At 60.6% G+C, this 16,260-nt stretch carries 16 protein-coding genes; 7 read left to right on the top strand and 9 right to left on the bottom strand.

Going from position 1 to position 16,260, the window contains the following annotated elements; genetic code table 11:
* Window positions 1-17 precede the first annotated feature (17 nt).
* From C9I57_RS14610 to C9I57_RS14575, 8 genes are all read right to left on the bottom strand, one after another.
* Complete coding sequence (locus C9I57_RS14610; RefSeq protein WP_107151369.1) at window positions 18-812, bottom strand: ATP-binding cassette domain-containing protein; 795 nt, start codon at window positions 810-812, stop codon at window positions 18-20.
* Between the two features lie 25 nt (window positions 813-837).
* Window positions 838-1,773, bottom strand: a complete 936-nt coding sequence (locus C9I57_RS14605; RefSeq protein ID WP_440130209.1) for an ABC transporter permease — start codon at window positions 1,771-1,773, stop codon at window positions 838-840.
* A gap of 136 nt (window positions 1,774-1,909) precedes the next feature.
* Complete coding sequence (locus C9I57_RS14600) at window positions 1,910-2,905, bottom strand: sugar ABC transporter substrate-binding protein (protein ID WP_107151367.1); 996 nt, start codon at window positions 2,903-2,905, stop codon at window positions 1,910-1,912.
* Between the two features lie 332 nt (window positions 2,906-3,237).
* The gene (flhC, locus tag C9I57_RS14595) at window positions 3,238-3,813 is read right to left on the bottom strand and encodes a flagellar transcriptional regulator FlhC (RefSeq protein WP_107151366.1); all 576 of its coding nucleotides are present in this window, start codon (window positions 3,811-3,813) and stop codon (window positions 3,238-3,240) included.
* A 10-nt stretch (window positions 3,814-3,823) separates the two neighbouring features.
* Entirely contained in the window at window positions 3,824-4,144 is a 321-nt protein-coding gene (flhD, locus tag C9I57_RS14590; RefSeq protein ID WP_107151365.1) for a flagellar transcriptional regulator FlhD, read from the bottom strand.
* A gap of 561 nt (window positions 4,145-4,705) precedes the next feature.
* A complete protein-coding gene (gene catC / locus C9I57_RS14585) occupies window positions 4,706-4,984 on the bottom strand; it encodes a muconolactone Delta-isomerase (RefSeq protein WP_018439301.1) in 279 nt (92 codons plus the stop codon).
* A 42-nt stretch (window positions 4,985-5,026) separates the two neighbouring features.
* Window positions 5,027-6,181, bottom strand: a complete 1,155-nt coding sequence (locus C9I57_RS14580; RefSeq protein WP_107151364.1) for a muconate/chloromuconate family cycloisomerase — start codon at window positions 6,179-6,181, stop codon at window positions 5,027-5,029.
* Window positions 6,182-6,314: 133 nt separating this feature from the next.
* The gene (locus tag C9I57_RS14575; RefSeq protein WP_107151421.1) at window positions 6,315-7,235 is read right to left on the bottom strand and encodes a LysR family transcriptional regulator; all 921 of its coding nucleotides are present in this window, start codon (window positions 7,233-7,235) and stop codon (window positions 6,315-6,317) included.
* Between the two features lie 190 nt (window positions 7,236-7,425).
* Here C9I57_RS14575 and catA point away from each other — a divergent pair, with 190 nt between their 5' ends.
* From catA to C9I57_RS14545, 6 genes are all read left to right on the top strand, one after another.
* A complete protein-coding gene (gene catA, locus C9I57_RS14570; protein WP_107151363.1) occupies window positions 7,426-8,346 on the top strand; it encodes a catechol 1,2-dioxygenase in 921 nt (306 codons plus the stop codon).
* A gap of 92 nt (window positions 8,347-8,438) precedes the next feature.
* Window positions 8,439-9,809 carry a benzoate 1,2-dioxygenase large subunit gene (benA, locus tag C9I57_RS14565; RefSeq protein WP_107151362.1) on the top strand — a complete coding sequence of 457 codons (1,371 nt, stop codon included), beginning with the start codon at window positions 8,439-8,441 and terminating at the stop codon, window positions 9,807-9,809.
* The gene (gene benB / locus C9I57_RS14560) at window positions 9,806-10,297 is read left to right on the top strand and encodes a benzoate 1,2-dioxygenase small subunit (RefSeq protein ID WP_107151361.1); all 492 of its coding nucleotides are present in this window, start codon (window positions 9,806-9,808) and stop codon (window positions 10,295-10,297) included. The genes benA and benB overlap by 4 nt, the downstream gene beginning before the upstream one ends.
* A 30-nt stretch (window positions 10,298-10,327) precedes the next feature.
* Entirely contained in the window at window positions 10,328-11,347 is a 1,020-nt protein-coding gene (gene benC / locus C9I57_RS14555) for a benzoate 1,2-dioxygenase electron transfer component BenC (protein WP_107151360.1), read from the top strand.
* On the top strand, window positions 11,344-12,138 hold the full coding sequence (locus tag C9I57_RS14550) for a 1,6-dihydroxycyclohexa-2,4-diene-1-carboxylate dehydrogenase (protein WP_107151359.1): 795 nt from the start codon (window positions 11,344-11,346) through the stop codon (window positions 12,136-12,138). The genes benC and C9I57_RS14550 overlap by 4 nt, the downstream gene beginning before the upstream one ends.
* 166 nt (window positions 12,139-12,304) lie before the next feature.
* On the top strand, window positions 12,305-13,519 hold the full coding sequence (locus tag C9I57_RS14545) for an MFS transporter (protein ID WP_258187644.1): 1,215 nt from the start codon (window positions 12,305-12,307) through the stop codon (window positions 13,517-13,519).
* 647 nt (window positions 13,520-14,166) lie between these two features.
* On the opposite strand, the gene C9I57_RS14535 is transcribed toward C9I57_RS14545, so the two are convergent.
* Window positions 14,167-14,916: a CHAP domain-containing protein gene (locus C9I57_RS14535; RefSeq protein WP_181321838.1), complete on the bottom strand. Its 750-nt coding sequence runs from the start codon at window positions 14,914-14,916 to the stop codon at window positions 14,167-14,169.
* Window positions 14,917-15,291: 375 nt separating this feature from the next.
* Here C9I57_RS14535 and C9I57_RS14530 point away from each other — a divergent pair, with 375 nt between their 5' ends.
* Window positions 15,292-15,999: a hypothetical protein gene (locus tag C9I57_RS14530; protein WP_146166223.1), complete on the top strand. Its 708-nt coding sequence runs from the start codon at window positions 15,292-15,294 to the stop codon at window positions 15,997-15,999.
* Window positions 16,000-16,260: the final 261 nt, after the last annotated feature.

Here is a 16,260-nt window from a genome sequence, read left to right as displayed (position 1 = left end):
CGGATTCGGGCAACGCTTCATGCGATCGCCTTGACGTCCGCTTCCTTGGCGCCGGTCATGATCGCAACGGCCTCCGACATGTGAATGTCCTTCGTCTTGACGAGCGCGGCACGACGACCGAGGCGCTGAATATGGATCCGATCGGCAACTTCGAAGACGTGCGGCATGTTGTGGCTGATCAGGATCACGGGCAAGCCGCGATCGCGCACGCGCCGGATGAGCTCGAGCACCATGTTGCCTTCTTTGACCCCGAGCGCGGCCGTCGGCTCGTCCATGATCACGACGTGCCGCGCGAACGCGGCGCTGCGCGCGACCGCGACGCCCTGGCGCTGGCCGCCGGAAAGCGTTTCGACGGGCTGCCGCATCGAACGGATGCCGATCTGCAAGTCCTTCATATGGGCCGTCGCTTCATCGAGCATGCGCCGCTTGTCGATCATTTTCAGCAGCGAGCCGCGCCAGCCGGGCATGCGGCGCTCGCGGCCGAGGAAGAGGTTTTCGGCGATCGTCATCGCCGGCGCGACGGCGAGCTCTTGATAAACCGTTTCGATGCCGTTCTCGCGCGCGTCGAGCGGGCTGCGGAAGCGCACCGGCTTGCCGTCGAGGAGGATTTCGCCCTCATCCGGCACGGCCGCGCCCGAGAGCGCCTTGATCAGCGAGGATTTGCCCGCACCGTTATCGCCGATGACGGCGAGAATTTCACCGGGCATCACTTCGAAATCGCAACCGTCGAGCGCGGTCACCTGGCCGTAGCGCTTGACGAGGCCCCGGGCCTCGAGCACGGGAGTGGCGGGACGGGTAGAGGATGTCGACATGGCGTTACCTGTGATGAAGAGGGGCTTAGGCGCGACGATGCGAAAGCTTATCGGCGGCGACGGCGAGGATCACGAGGATGCCGGTGATCAGCACCTGGTAGACCGACGAGACGCCCATCAGCGTGAGGCCGTTGCGAAACACGCCGACGATCAGTGCGCCGAGCAGCGTGCCGACGATTGAACCGCGTCCGCCGAAGAGACTCGTGCCGCCGAGCACCACCGCTGTGATGCTGTCGAGGTTTTCCGTCTGCCCGGCTTGCGGATCGCCCACTCCGGTTCTCGAAACGAGCAGCAGCGCGGCGATTCCATAGATGAGGCCGGCAATCGAGTAGACGGCGATCAGAATGCGCTGTGAGGAAAGACCCATCAGTCGCGCGGCTTCCGGGTTATTGCCGAGCGCGTAGAGATGACGGCCCGGCACGGTGTTGCGAAGCACGAACCAAGTGACGAGGTACATCAGCAGCGCAAGGACGGTGCCGTATGTCACTTCGGCCGGCCCGACACGGAACGTATTGCCGAGGAACATCATGGCGTCGGGCAGGCTCGAAACCGTTTCGGCATTCGAATAGATCTGCGTCAGCGCAAAGGCGATGTTCAACGTGCCGAGCGTGACGATGAACGACGGCAGCTTGATGCGCGTGACGAGGACACCGTTGAGGAGTCCGAACAAAGTGCTCGCGCCGATGCCGCACAGAATGGCGATGACAGGCGGCACGCCGAGATTGACGGCGAACTTCGTCATGACGATGGAGCCGAATGCCATCAGCATGCCGCACGAGAGGTCGATGCCGGCCGTGAGCACGATGAGCGTCTGGCCGATTGCGATCACGGCGACGACCATCGTCTGCTGCAGAATCAGCGAGAAATTCTGGAACGACAGAAAGCGATGGCTTTGCGAGACGAAGAATGCGCACGCGGCGATGAGCGCGATCAGCGGGCCGGCTTCGGCAAGCGTCGGCATGCGGTGCTGATGGCTTTGCGGGACGGGGGCCGGTCCAACCGGCCGAACGGATCGAGTCGTCATGATGCGTCTCTCGTAGAGGCTTCCGATGACCGCCGGGGCCTGGGCTCGACCTCGGCGGCGCTTCCATTGAGGATTACTGGCCCCAGCAATTCTCGAGGCCGAACTTCGTGTCTTTGCTGTCGATGCCCGACATCGGCTTGTCGGTGATGAGCGTGACGCCCGTGTCGGTGTAACCCGAGACCTTCTTGCCGGTCTTCGCGTAGTCGACCCCGGCGTCGACGCCGAGCGACGCCATCTTGAGCGGATATTGCTGTGCGGTCGCGGCGATCGCGCCGGCTTTGACGTTGCGCACGCCTTCGCAGCCGCCATCGATCGAGACGATCATTACGTCCTTCTCCTTGCCGGCTGCTTTCAGTGCGCGATAGGCGCCGGCCGCGGCGGGCTCGTTGATCGTGTAGACGACGTTAATGCCGGGCGCTTTTTGCAGGCAGTTCTCCATTGCTGTTTGGCCCTTGGCCCGGTCGCCGCGCGTGTCCTGGCTGCAGACGATGCTGGGATCCCCTTCCTTGATGCCGAAGCCCTTCAGGAAGCCGTTGTGCCGAAGCACGCCGACGGAGATGCCGGGCGCGAGATCGAGCGTCGCGATCTTGGCGGGCTTGTTGCCCAGCGCGGCCTTCGCATAGGCGCCGATCAGCTCGCCGGCCTTGAAGTTGTCGGTGGCGAAGAGGGCATCGGTTGCGCTTTGCGGATCGGTCGGCGTATCGAGCGCGATCACCATGACGCCGGCTTTGCGCGCTTTCTCGATCGACGGCACGATCGCTTTCGTATCGCTCGGCGTGATCAGAATCGCCTTGGCGCCGGCAGTCGTCATGTTTTCGAGCGCCGTCACTTGCGCGGCGTTGTCGCCATCGAACTTGCCCGCGGCGGTGAGTAGCTTCGCGCCATCTTTCTGGGCGGCGGACTCGGCGCCTTGCTTCATCTTCACGAAAAACGGATTGGTATCGGTCTTCGTGATGAGGCCGACTGTCGGTTGATCGGCAGCGAGCGCGTTGCCGATGCCGATGATGGCCGAAACTGCGGTGCAAAGCACCGCGATCCGTTTGACGGCCGGGTGGGGACGGGTTTTCATCGAATGCTCCTCCTCCGATGGATAAAAATCGGTTGTTGTTGGTCGATCGAACGACTGGGGCGACTAAATCAAGTCGTGTGATTTAGTACAGCAGGAGGCGCTTCGCGAGTCAAGGAAGGCGGTCAGACGCGGCGCGCAAACTCAGCGCTCGTCGGAGCGCCTCACCGGCTTGCTGGGCGAGGCGCCGCACGGAATGCTGCGGCGCGACAAACAAGCGTCGATCTAGGGGTAAATCAGGAGGGGGCGGTTTGCGGTAGCTGCTTACCGCATGGGTCTCGATCGAGGGAGGATGCGGCGCGCGAAATGGCACCGCTCGAGACGATCGGCTTCTCTCAGGCTGCGTGCGCGGGTGCCGCAGCGCGGGCCGCGGCCATCGTTTCCTTGTGCGCGGCTTTTTTCGTCTTGCCCGCTCGAGACGGCGGCTGGCAGGCGCCACAGACGACGTTGTGCTGCAACTCGTGCTTATGCGCGATGAACTTGCCGCTGCAGCGACAGCACGCCGTCAATTGCAGCATGTCGGCGTCGAAGAAGCGCACGAGTGTCCATGCGCGCGTGAGATCGAGCACGGGCTCGCATTCGCCATGCTTGCAGTGCTCGAGGTAGAGCCGATAGCCCTTCGTCAATGCATCGAGATGCGAGCAGCCGGCCTCGTTCTTCAGGAAGAGGTACGTGTTATAGAAGAGCGACGCATGAATGTTCGCGAGCCAAGTCATGTACCAGTCCGCCGAGAACGGCAGCATGCCCTTGGGCGGCGATACGCCCTTGATTTCACGGTAGAGCCGGATCATACGGTCGCGCGAGAGAGACAACTCGCTCTCGAGCACCTGCATACGGGCACCGAGCTCGATGAGTGCAATCGCGCGAAACACCTCTTGGGCATCTTCGGTGAGACTCTTCTTTTGAGCCATGACCCGCTCCTTACGCAAACTGCTCGGCCGGTTGCCCCGCGAGCAGGATCGCCGTGTGCGTGGACGCAACCTCGACGTTCTTCGCCGTCTGCGTCAGCGCGCTCAGCATCGCGTGATCGTTGAACCGGAAGCTGCACAAGAGCTGATGCGCCGACGAAAGCTTGACGCATTGAGCAAGCGACAGCCCGGCGAGCAGATCGGCGAGCTCCGACGACAACCCCAAGCGGAACATTCCGATGGCTTTGTCCTCGCGCAGCATCCGTTGCGCAAGCATGATGTACGAAAGATTGATTTCGCGGATAGAGTCCAGCGTCTCACTGCTGTGGTCCATTTCTCACGCTTCCAAAGCCCCGTTGGTTATCCCAGGTAATTTATACCTTGTACTTTTTTCTCCTCTGGCCCGCTTGGTCAGGGCGGAACCGATTTCCCAGTTTGATACAAGGCGTTACATCTTGTAACAACCGGTGAGGTGCATTGTACGAATACGTTTGCGCGAAATCAATCCCTTCCCAAAAATGTAGGAAAAAAGATACCTGTTGCTTTGCGGCAATTTTTTCATAAAGATGTAACAGGAAATTCTGACCGGCATTCGTAAGATATGCTCGTTAGAAAGGTGAATGTAAGTTTCGTCTATAAATTGAAACCGTTTTCCGACGCTGGCAGCGGAAAAATTTGCATCGTGGCGGCGAGCCGGCGCGCCGCGTCAGCTGAATGGCGGGCGGGCTGGAGGTCGGGGGAGCGAGGGCTGCGCGGAGGCAGCCCGTGAGCGGCGCGTGGGTGGCTGGGGCGCTGCGGCGATCCGCTGGACGTGGGGCGCTCAGGCGGCTCGATTGAGATGCGGTGGATGACCGATTCGTTGTTCTTCTTTTCGGTCGAGAGACGTCGCGCTACGTTAATGAATCGACGAAGGATGGCGCGCGAGCGGCGTGACGGCGATCTCGAGGTAGGGGAAGAGCGGCAGATTCGAAAGCAGCGTATGGAGTTCGTCGTTCGATTCGACATCGAAGATGCTGTAGTTCGCGTACTCGCCGACGATCCGGTAGAGCTGCGGCCATTTGCCCTCGCGTTGCAGCCTCTGCGAGTAGGCCTTCTCGCGCGCCTTGATTTCCTCCGCCTGATCGGCGGGCATATCGGACGGCAAATGCACGTCCATTCTGACGAGATAGAGCATGACGTTCCTTTGATGGAGTGGTTGAACGAACGGGGCCAGGGCTCAAGCAGAGACAGCGCCGGGCACCGTCATACGTTTCGCGTCGCGCCGGTAGTGGGCGAGCTTGTCTTCGTCGATTGCCACACCGAGGCCCGGCCCCTCGGGAAGCTGAAGCGTGAAGTCACGGTAGACGGGGCGCTGCTGCACGATGTCGTCCGTCAGCAGCAAGGGTCCGAAAAGCTCGGTTCCCCAGGCGAGCTGCGGTAGCGCGGCGAAGCAATGCGCCGCGGCAGTCGTGCCGATGCTGCCTTCGAGCATCGTTCCGCCGTAAAGCGCAACGCCCGCGGCATCGCCGATCGCCGCCGTGCGGAACGTCTCATAGATGCCGCCCGCCTTCGAGATCTTGAGCGCGAACACGTCGACCGACGCGCCGCGCACGAGCTCGATCGCATCCGCCGGTCCCGTGAGCGCTTCGTCGGCCATGATCGGAACGACGAAGCGTGCCGCAAGACGGGAAAGCGCCGCGCGCTGCTCGCGTGGAGTAGGCTGCTCGATCAGATCAATGCCCGCGGCTTCGAGCATGGCAATGCCGTTCGCCGCCTCGGCCTCGTTCCAGGCCTGATTGACGTCGACAGTGACACGCGCGCGCTCGCCCAGCGCGCGCTTGATCGCGGCCGCATGGGCGACGTCGTCGCGCAGCGCGCGCCGGCCGATCTTGAGCTTGAACGTATCGTGCCGCCGCTCGGCCAGCAGTTGCTCGGCTTCGTCGATGTCGCGCTTCGTTTCGCCGCTCGCGAGCGTCCACAGCACCGGCAGCGCCGTGCGCACCGCGCCGCCGAGCAACGTCGAGAGCGACACGCCGAGGCGCTTGGCTTCGGCATCGAGCAATGCGGTTTCGAGCGCGCTTTTCGCGAAGCGATTGCCGCGCGCCACTTTGTTCAAGCGCGCCATCGCCGCTTTGACGTTCGTCGCGTCGACGCCAATCAAGGCCGGCGCCAGATAAGTATCGATAGTGAGCTTGATGCCTTCAGGACTTTCGTCGCCGTAAGACAGCCCGCCGATCGTCGTCGCTTCGCCGATGCCTTCGACATCGTCGCTGCAGCGCACGCGCACGATGACGAGGGTCTGTTGCCGCATGGTCGCCATCGCGAGCTGATGGGCGCGGATGGTCGGCAGATCGACGAGGACTGCCTCGATGGAATGGACGGTTGCATTCATGCTGTGGCCGATAAGGTCGATTCGTTCGGCTGCAGTATGCGATGCGGCATTGCGCGATGTCCAAGACCGTTATCGTCTGGTTCGATACCCGTCCGGTATCGAGCCGTCGCGAAGCGGCGAGGATGGACGTTGGCTATTGACGCTCGTGCGGCGGCAGATAGTCGATCCCTTCTTCGGCGTAGAGGTCGTAGATCAGATCGAGCATCGAGCGAATGTCTTCGGATTCGTCGAGCATGCGCATGCTCATGATGATCGGCGAGACGAGCTTCGGATCGTCGAGCTCGTGATAGCTCACGTCGTCGCGCTTGAGCCCGTGCACGCTTTGCGGCACGACGGTGACGCCAACGCCCGCGGCCACGAGACCGAGCGCGACTTGCAGCTCGCGCGCTTCGTAGGTATGCGCGGGCTCGAGCCCGCGATCGTGGAAAGCGGCGAGCACCTGGTCCGCATAGCTCGGCCGCGGTGCCTTCGGGTAGACGATCAGCGTATCGTCGGCGAGATCGTGCAGCGCGAGTTGCGGCTTGCCCGCCGAGAGCGGGTGGCCGAGCGGCAACGCCGCGATCAGACGCTCCTCGCGCAGCACGACGCGGCGCACGCTCGGATCCTCGAGCCGGATGCGCCCGAACCCCACGTCGATGCGGCCTTCCTTCAGCGCCTTCATCTGATCCATCGTCGACATTTCGTGAAAGCTTAATTCAACGGCGGCGTTCTCGGCGCGAAAACGGCGAATCACTTTCGGCAGCATGCCGTAGAGCGTCGAGCCGACGAAGCCGATCGAGAGGCTGCGCTCGATCTTGCCGACGCGCTTCGTCATTGCCTCGAGTTCCGACATCTGCGCGAGCAGCTGCATCGCATGGGAGTAGAAGAAACGGCCGGCGTCCGTGAGCTTCAAGGGGCGCGCATCGCGCTCGAAGAGCTGCACGCCGAGACTTTCTTCGAGCTGCTGAATCTGCCGGCTGAGCGGCGGCTGCGCAATATGAAGCCGTGCCGCGGCGCGCGTGAAGTTGCGTTCCTCCGCCACGGCGACGAAATAACGGAGATGGCGCAGCTCCATGAGCATACCTCTGCGATATCGAATGGATACTAAAACGGTGTTGGACGCCGCCGATTGGCGCTAATTATCCTTCAGTTACGGATTGCCGCCTATCGACTCATACCTTTCGAGCATCGAAGGGGCCGTGGATGGCGCAGGCGGCTTGCCGTCGTGGGGACGGCCGATAACGGAGACAGATCAGGAGCAGACAATGAAGCATGCAGAAATCGAGGCCCTCGTAAAAGGGTTCATCGTCGATACGGCCAAGGGCGAAGCCGACCCGCGCGTTCAGCAGGTGGTGCTGCGCCTTGCGACCGACCTTTTCAAGGCCATCGAGGATCTCGACTTGAGCCCGACCGAAGTGTGGAAGGGCATCGAATATTTCTCGGAGGCGGGTGCGAAGCAAGAGCTCGGGCTGCTTGCGGCCGGTCTCGGCCTCGAACGCTTTCTCGACATCCGCATGGACGAAGCCGAGGCGAAGGCTGGGATCAAAGGCGGCACGCCTCGCACGATCGAGGGCCCGCTCTACGTCGCGGGCGCGCCGGAAAGCGTCGGCTTCGCGCGGCTCGACGATGGTTCGCAGGCCGACGAGGGCGATGTTCTATTCATGCAAGGCACCGTGTTCGGCGCGAACGGCAAGCCGCTGCCCGGTGCGCGAGTCGAAGTCTGGCATGCCAATCTGCTCGGCAACTATTCGTTCTTCGACAAGACGCAGCCGGACTTCAATCTGCGCCGCACGATCGTGACCGATGCGGATGGGCGATACCAGTTTCGCAGCATCGTTCCCGTCGGCTACGCCTGTCCTCCCGGCGGCACGACGCAGCGCCTGCTCGACAAACTCGGCCGCCATGGCCGCCGGCCCGCGCATATCCACTTCTTCGTCTCGGCGCCAGGGCATCGCAAGCTGACAACGCAGATCAACATCGACGGTGACGCCTATCTTTGGGACGACTTCGCATTCGCCAGCCGCGAAGGGCTCGTGCCGCCAATCGAGCGCATTTCGTCCGCCGAGCAGCTTGCGCGGCATGGCGTCGACAAGCCGTTCGCCTCGATCGATTTCGACTTCCGTCTGAACGTCGACAACGCTGCGGCCCCTGCCGTCGAAGTCGAGCGCAAGCGGGCGGCGGCGTAGGAGGTCGGCGCGCGCGCACGCGCGGCGCGACTGTGCCCCAAGGACGGCGCACCAGCCGCCGTCCGTTCCAGACTCACCCGGAGATATCACTCATGATCCCGATCCATCCGGATCGCAGCCCCCGGCTTGCCCGAAGCATCGACGAATATCTCGTCGAAGACCGCGAGCGCGGCGATTACAGGTTGCATCGAAGCGCATTCACGGATCCGGCGCTCTTCGAACTCGAGATGCGAACCATCTTCGAAGGCAACTGGATCTATCTTGCCCATGAAAGCCAGATCGCAGAGAAGAACGACTACTACTCGACGTACATCGGCCGGCAACCGATCTTTATAGCGCGCAACCGGCAGGGCGAGCTTGGTGCGTTCATCAATGCCTGCACGCATCGTGGCGCGATGCTGTGCCGCCGCAAGCACGGCAACAAGGCGACGTACACGTGTCCGTTTCACGGCTGGACGTTCAACAACAGCGGCAAGCTGCTGAAGGTGAAGGATCCCGAAGAGGCCGGCTATCCTGAATGTTTCAACCGGGAGGGCTCGCATGACCTCAAGCGCGTGCCCCGTTTCGAGAACTACCGCGGATTTCTTTTCGGCAGCCTGAATGCCGACGTGCCGACGCTTGCCGAGCACCTTGGCGAGGCGGCGCACATCATCGACATGATCGTCGATCAATCCGAACACGGCCTCGAAGTGCTGCGCGGCTCGTCGACTTATACCTATGACGGCAACTGGAAGCTGACCGCCGAGAACGGTGCCGACGGATATCACGTCTCGTCGGTGCATTGGAATTACGCGGCCACGACGAATCGCCGCAAGCAGGAGGCCGGCCGCATCGACGACGTCCGCGCGATGGACGCCGGGAGCTGGGGGCGCCAGGGCGGAGGCTTCTATGCGTTCGACCGTGGCCACATGCTCTTGTGGTCACGCTGGGCCAATCCCGAGGACAGGCCCAACTACGGCCGGCGCGAGGAATTGGCAGGACGTTGCGGCGCCGAGAAGGCGGACTGGATGATTCGCAACTCGCGCAATCTCTGCCTCTATCCGAACGTCTACCTGATGGACCAATTCAGCTCGCAGATCCGCGTGCTGCGGCCGCTTTCCGTGGACAAGACCGAGGTCACGATCTATTGCATCGCCCCGAAGGGCGAGCCTGCCGAAGAGCGCGCCCATCGTATTCGGCAGTACGAGGACTTCTTCAACGTCAGCGGAATGGCGACGCCCGACGATCTGGAGGAGTTCCGCTCGTGCCAGCAGGGCTACGCGGGTATCGCGGTCGAATGGAACGACATGTGTCGTGGCTCGACGCATTGGCTCGAAGGGCCCGACGAAGCGGCGCGCAAGATCGGATTGAAGCCGCTTTTGAGCGGCGTGAAAACCGAAGACGAGGGGCTTTATACGATTCAGCACCGCTATTGGGTCGAGACGATGAAGAAGGCCGTGGCGGCGCAGGGGAGTGGAGCATGACCACTGTGACGATGAACGACATTCAGGCGTTTCTCCATCGCGAATGCCGTCTTCTCGATGACAAGCTCTGGGACGAGTGGCTCGAGTGCTATCACCGCGATGCCGTCTTCTGGATGCCCTCATGGGACGATGACGACAATCTCATCGCGGATCCGCAGTGCGAGGTTTCGCTCATCTATTACCCGAATCGCCAGGGCCTCGAAGACCGTGTCTTCCGCATCAAGACGGAGCGCTCGAGCGCGACGATGCCCGATACGCGCACGTCGCACAACCTCAGCAACATCGAGCTCGAGAACGAGGCCGGCGGCGTCTGCACGGTGCGCTTCAACTGGCACACGCTGAGCCATCGCTACAAGACGACGTTCAGCCATTTCGGCATGTCGCGCTACGTCATCGACTTTACAGGCGAACGACCGCTCGTTCGCAACAAGTATGTAGTCCTGAAGAACGACTACATCAATCAATTGATCGACATCTATCACGTCTGAGCGCGCTTCGTGCTCGGGAGCAGTTCGACTATGGAACACCGCATTGCACTTCACTTCGAAGACGGGGTGACTCGATTCATCTTCTGCCGCGACGGCGAGACGCTTGCCGATGCTGCCTATCGCCAGGGAATCAACATTCCGCTCGATTGTCGCGACGGCGCATGCGGCACCTGCCGCAACCGATGCGAGTCGGGGCGCTACGACCTTCCGGAGTCGAGCTACATCGAGGATGCGCTGACAGCCGAGGAAGCCGAACAAGGCCACATCCTCGCGTGCCAGACACGGCCGCGTTCGGATTGCGTCATTCAGGTGCCAGCGTCGTCGGCGGTTTGCAAGACCGGCGGAGGGCGGCATGAGGGCCTGATCGCGCAGGTCGGCAAGCTCTCGGAATCGACACTGCACTTTACGATCGCGCTCGATGATCCGGCGCAATTGGGCTTCTTGCCCGGCCAGTATGTCAAGGTCGAAATACCGGGAACCGGCCTCGCGCGTTCGTATTCGTTCAGCTCGATGCCGGGCGCGGAGCAAGCGGCATTCGTCGTCCGCAACGTGCCGGACGGCCGAATGAGCCGCTATTTGAGCGAAGTCGCGAAGCCCGGCGAGCGCATTTCGTTTTCGGGCCCGTATGGCAGCTTCTATTTGCGGGAGCCTCAGCGCCCGCTGCTCTTTCTTGCGGGGGGAACGGGGATCGCTCCGTTTCTCTCGATGCTCGGCATGCTCGCAGAGAAGAGAGCGTCGCAGCCGGTCCGGCTCGTGTACGGTGTGACGCGCGACATCGATCTCGTCGCGATCAAGGAGATCGAAGAGGCGGCGGCAAAACTCTCCGACTTCGCTTATCGAACGTGCGTCGCCGATGAGGCGAGTGCGCATGCGCGAAAGGGGTACGTGACCGCGCACGTCGATGACGATTGGCTTCACGGCGGCGACGTGGACGTTTATCTGTGCGGTCCGGTGCCGATGGTCGATGCGGTGCGCGGCTGGATGAACGAACGGAACGTCACGCCGGCGAACTTCTACCACGAAAAATTTTCGGCGAGCAGCGCGTCATGAAGCCGATGATTTTCGCGGGCCGTTTCGAGGGCAAGACGATGATCGTGACCGGCGCGGCGCAGGGGATCGGAAGCGGTGTTGCCGTTCGCGCCGCGCGCGAGGGTGCGGAGGTCGTGCTCGTCGATCGATCGGACTTTGTTCACGAGGTCGCGGACAGTATCGTCAAAGAGGGCGGCGTGGCGCACGCGTGCATCGCTGATCTAGAAACGTATGCCGGTGCATGTGTGATGACGCGTTTCGCCATGGAGACGTGCGGGCGCATTGACGTATTGATCAACAATGTCGGCGGGACCATCTGGGCGAAGCCGTACGAGGCGTACGAAGAGGCGCAGATCGAGGCGGAGGTGCGGCGGTCGCTGTTTCCGACGCTCTGGTGCTGTCGCGCCGTCTTGCCCGAGATGCTGCGGGCGAAGCGCGGAGCGATTGTCAACGTGTCGTCGATTGCGACGCGCAGCATCCATCGCGTGCCCTATGCGGCGTCGAAGGGCGGCGTCAACGCGCTGACGGCGAGCCTCGCCTTCGAGCATGCCGGCAGCGGCATACGCGTCAACGCGGTGGCGACCGGAGGAACGAACGCGCCGCCCCGGCGCGTGCCGCGTAATACCGAAGAGCCGAGCGCGGAGGAGACGCGCTGGTATGAGGCCATCGTCGAGCAGACGATCGCGACGAGCCTCATGCATCGGTACGGCACGATCGAGGAGCAGGTCGGGGCGATTTTGTTTCTTGCTTCGGATGAGGCCTCTTATATTACGGGCACGGTGCTGCCTGTTGGGGGTGGCGATCAAGGGTGACTTGGTCCTATTTCCTGCTCTGCAACACCCTGATCACGAACAGTCGCGGGTATATCTGCACGCGTCCGACTGTGTGACGCCGGCGCACCGCTGCTTTGGGGTGGTTTGAACAGGTTTGCGGCTAACGCAGCTGAGACGGACGTGTCCACAGTTGCGGAGAGCCCGAATGACATCATTAATTGGCCATGCATCGCTTTATCGCGAGGCGTTGCGTTTCCCGTCGTTCCAAAAATTGTTGATCGGCCAAGGCCTGTCAATGGCAGGCGATGCAGTGTGCCTGGCAGCGCTTCCTGTTGCCATGCTTCATTCCGGCTTCAGCGGATGGATCTTCGGGCTCGTGATGGCCGCGGTTGGACTTGGTTCAGTCATCGGTGCATTGGCGGGGGGAATGCTGGCGGATCGTGGATCGGCGAAGCATATTCTCATCGCGACAGACGCCGCGAGAGGGGCGGCACAAATCGCTGCGGCTATGCTCATGGTATTTGGCGCACCATCGTGGAGCTTAGTACTCGTTTATCTGGCATTTGGGATTGGAATCGGCGTTTCTCGCCCATGTACCCAAGTTCTGCTGGTCAGTCTGTTGCCCAAGCACGCCCTGGTCGCGGGAAACGGGGCGCTTAATTTCCTCGACAATCTGGTAGCCATCGTCTTCCCGGCGACGCTGGGCGTCTTGGTCATCCTGTGGGATCCGGTGTGGGGTGTGGTGATCGACGGCATTACATTTTTCGGTGCTGCGCTTTTCACTGCATTGTTGCCCTCCGACGACGGAAAGCTTCAATCAGGCGACGAGCTTTCGATTCGCGAGGCGTTGCGCGGTCTAACGGTAATCGCGGGCAATCCTGAGCTGTCGTTGGGTTTCGTCGCTACGGTGATCGTGAATGTCCTCTGCTTTCCCGTCTTTCTCGTGGTAGCTCCGTATGCAGTCAGTGACCGGTTCAGCGACACAATGTGGGGCGTTTGCCTGGCTGCCTCAGGCGTTGGCGCGTGCATCGGATCTGTGATCACGGTACTCGTAGCCGGCCATCGTCACCTGAAGGTACTGGCACCCGCTTGCGGCCTACTTTTGTGTGCCGCGATGGGTCTGCTGGGTATGGGCAGTTCCGCGTGGATGGCGGTCTTGGGAGCGGCTTTTATCGGCGTTGTCGAAGCATCGTGGCTCACGGGCTGGGCAACTGCCATGCAAACCCAATCCCCAGAAGAGCGCCTCGGCAAAGTCGTCGCGGTCGATACGCTTGTTACGAGCGGGGTACATCCGTTCATTTATCTTGCTGGCGGCATCGTCGGTGAGTCCGTCGGCTACTCCGATACGCTGATCATCACGGCCTTTATCGGCGCGATCGGGACCGCGGCAGTCAGTCTCGCTGCGGTCAGGCGGACGTAGAGAGAAAACGGCCTGATAGTCGATGCCGGGACGACGCCTGCAAAACTGGGTCGAGCGTCGATTCGAACTTGGCGTGACAGCATTTACTCGCAGCTCGTTTGAATGCTTGGTCGGGAGGGTAAGAGACAATGCAATGGTGATTGCGTCGGTTAGCGCAGAGATCAGAAATCGGACCTAAACCAATTTGCGGCGCGGCGGACATCTTGTGTTAGTTCACGGATTTGACGACTATAGATCAGTTCGCTTTCATAATCCATCCGGGATTCCGCCGTACATGGACAATGCCACATTGTCGATCGATGAATTCGACAGGTTTTTTGCTTCGCGAGGAATGCTTGTGACGTTCTAACCGTGCTTGGAGGGATTTTGTGGGGTTCTTAGAAATTTTGGGTAGCGTCCGTGGGCGCGCGTCTTTCAGGCAGTGCTTGACGAAGATGCGTCTATCTCGCGGAGGTCGGCGTGGCAGCGCATGCGAACAAGTACCCGCATCAGTTGTTGGGCCGTCAGCAGCAGCGTGTGCGATTGCGCAGCCGCTGGCGATGGTGCACGACGGTGATCAGCCACTTCGGACGCCGGCTACTTGACGATGCAATCGCATTCTACGATGCAGTGCGGTCGTTGAGTTCAGCACTGCTTTTATTCCCGCTCTAGGTTACTTTCAGATACTTATTGATTTTGTAAAGTACCGGAACATACTTCTTCCCAACCATCCGCCTACTCTCGAACGGCGCATAGGGATACGTCTTTAGGCAGATCATACTTGGCGACGTTCCACTCTGATTTCCTCCCACCACATCAAACGTAAGATCGTCGTTTTTTTTCTTGAAAAACGCGACATGACCTAAATTCAATGACTCCCCGTTATCCTTTCTATAGCAAGTAAAGACAACAAGATCGCCCTCCGATGGTGCATCTATGGTTTCGAACATAGTTGTCGCCAAGAAGGTCTGCGACGACGCACTATTTGTGAATGGTCGATTGCTACGCTTTAGACACCAGTTAGCAAACGCTGCGCACCATGGCACCGTATCGTTATTCGCGGGACTGCTGGTGGCGCTAAAAAACTGTACGATCAATGGATTCCATGGTTGCGGTGCGGGCCATTGCGATATAACCATCGGATCGTGCACGAAAAACCTATCGACGAAATACTGAGCGACGTCAATGGGGCGAGGCCCGGTGGGCGTCGCGTTAACAATTTTGGTCACCTTTTCCTTTTCATCACCTGTGGGCGGAAGAAATCCCTGGACACGAGGCGAGTAGACGGCCTCAAATATTGGATAGATAAGCGGAGACAACATCTCGTCCTGAGGCTTCGTCGCCAATGACAATTTGCGCAAGAGAATAGCGGCGACCGCGGTGCCTGCGCTGCAGACGAACTTTCGACGTGACGTCATAGCCTTCTCCCAACGGTGAACCGGGCCGAACTGGACTCCCAGCTGTTGAGCGGGGACCCGAACCGCAGCCATTTGTCCTATCGGCGATGAACAGTGCGCCCCAAGGTAATCAGGAATGTGGCATCGCCTGATCGATTTTGGCAAGATAGGGTTTTCATAATATGTCCGTAGAAATATACAGGGAGAACTCGCGTCGCTAGTTGGCGATATGTTAAACACATCGATTCAACGTAGAGTGGCGGGGCCAACTTCTCGGGTGGCCGATCACGGAGTCAGGTCAACTGCACCGTCCGTCTTAAGTAGCCGTTTCACAAACCACATACGCTACCAAACGGCGCGCCCAGCGTGTCTATTAGCTCACGGGGGAACAGCAACGTGAACCGCATTTTTCTGGCGACCACGATTATCGTAGCGTGCAGCGGCTGCGCGAGTCTCGACCGTCAGTTAAGTTCTGCGCGCGCACGACTGGAGCTGTTGTCGGCGTCTTCGGCTTCGAGTCTTTTAAAGCAGCATCCCACCGTAGAGGCCTATGTTCGCTCGCACGAGTCCGAACCACTCTCGACATACCAGAGCCAGCTGAGCGACGCCGAAACTTCGAACCCCGCTCTCAAGGTCGACGTTGACCAGTTACAAGCAGCGCTAGAAAAAAAATTGCATAAGACGGTCAACTACTGCAACGGTATCCTGGTAGGGGACGAAAAAAAGGTCGATACGGGCCGGAATTGGGCGCTCGCAATAGAAGTTGTTGGGGCTCTGGCCGGTGCGGTGGCTGTACCCGCGCTTGCAGCAAAGCATGCAGCAGCTTCTCTGATAGCGCTTAGCGGTGGTGTAGCTGGCACGGCGAATACCTTACAAAATTCCGTCAAAGCGGTTGGCTACGATGCCGAGAGTCAGTATGCCGCGCGCGAAGAATTGCGGAAGATCCTCGTAGCGGACGCCCACGACTTTCAGACTGGACTAGCAAACTTCCCACAGAACGCGGTGTCTGAAGCCGGCATTTTGGATCATATGTGGGCGGAATGTGCATTCGCTCCAATATCGGCACCGACCGCATCTCCGCCAACAATATCGGTCGGCAAATAGGATGGGGCAGTTTCCCTCACCAAAATGTCACCCTCGGGTCGAACCGTGACGGATGATGCAGGTGCGCGGCTTGGGATGACACCGGGAAAGTTGGACGGCAGTCGGCATCGGACTCATCGGCGCACTCGGACGTCGACACCCTGTAAGGGACCTGCACAAAGGCAAGAAGTTTGACTCCGCGGGTCGTGCGACCTAGTCACGCGATCCGCTCGAAGTCTGCCGGCCGCTCGGCGTTGAGATCTATCGGCTTGCACCGTCATT

This window comes from Trinickia symbiotica (genome assembly GCF_003028655.1).
GTDB lineage: Bacteria > Pseudomonadota > Gammaproteobacteria > Burkholderiales > Burkholderiaceae > Trinickia > Trinickia symbiotica_A.
Note: the sequence above shows the minus strand (reverse complement) of the source record. Positions and strands in the feature narration are given on the sequence as shown.

What these genes read in the sequence shown, in the direction of transcription:
- C9I57_RS14610 (WP_107151369.1), bottom strand. Translation starts at nt 812, where the DNA reads ATGTCGACATCCTCTACCCGTCCCGCCACTCCCGTGCTCGAGGCCCGG.
- C9I57_RS14605 (WP_440130209.1), bottom strand. Translation starts at nt 1,773, where the DNA reads ATGCCGACGCTTGCCGAAGCCGGCCCGCTGATCGCGCTCATCGCCGCG.
- C9I57_RS14600 (WP_107151367.1), bottom strand. Translation starts at nt 2,905, where the DNA reads ATGAAAACCCGTCCCCACCCGGCCGTCAAACGGATCGCGGTGCTTTGC.
- flhC (WP_107151366.1), bottom strand. Translation starts at nt 3,813, where the DNA reads ATGGCTCAAAAGAAGAGTCTCACCGAAGATGCCCAAGAGGTGTTTCGC.
- flhD (WP_107151365.1), bottom strand. Translation starts at nt 4,144, where the DNA reads ATGGACCACAGCAGTGAGACGCTGGACTCTATCCGCGAAATCAATCTT.
- catC (WP_018439301.1), bottom strand. Translation starts at nt 4,984, where the DNA reads ATGCTCTATCTCGTCAGAATGGACGTGCATTTGCCGTCCGATATGCCC.
- C9I57_RS14580 (WP_107151364.1), bottom strand. Translation starts at nt 6,181, where the DNA reads ATGAATGCAACCGTCCATTCCATCGAGGCAGTCCTCGTCGATCTGCCG.
- C9I57_RS14575 (WP_107151421.1), bottom strand. Translation starts at nt 7,235, where the DNA reads ATGGAGCTGCGCCATCTCCGTTATTTCGTCGCCGTGGCGGAGGAACGC.
- catA (WP_107151363.1), top strand. Translation starts at nt 7,426, where the DNA reads ATGAAGCATGCAGAAATCGAGGCCCTCGTAAAAGGGTTCATCGTCGAT.
- benA (WP_107151362.1), top strand. Translation starts at nt 8,439, where the DNA reads ATGATCCCGATCCATCCGGATCGCAGCCCCCGGCTTGCCCGAAGCATC.
- benB (WP_107151361.1), top strand. Translation starts at nt 9,806, where the DNA reads ATGACCACTGTGACGATGAACGACATTCAGGCGTTTCTCCATCGCGAA.
- benC (WP_107151360.1), top strand. Translation starts at nt 10,328, where the DNA reads ATGGAACACCGCATTGCACTTCACTTCGAAGACGGGGTGACTCGATTC.
- C9I57_RS14550 (WP_107151359.1), top strand. Translation starts at nt 11,344, where the DNA reads ATGAAGCCGATGATTTTCGCGGGCCGTTTCGAGGGCAAGACGATGATC.
- C9I57_RS14545 (WP_258187644.1), top strand. Translation starts at nt 12,305, where the DNA reads ATGACATCATTAATTGGCCATGCATCGCTTTATCGCGAGGCGTTGCGT.
- C9I57_RS14535 (WP_181321838.1), bottom strand. Translation starts at nt 14,916, where the DNA reads ATGACGTCACGTCGAAAGTTCGTCTGCAGCGCAGGCACCGCGGTCGCC.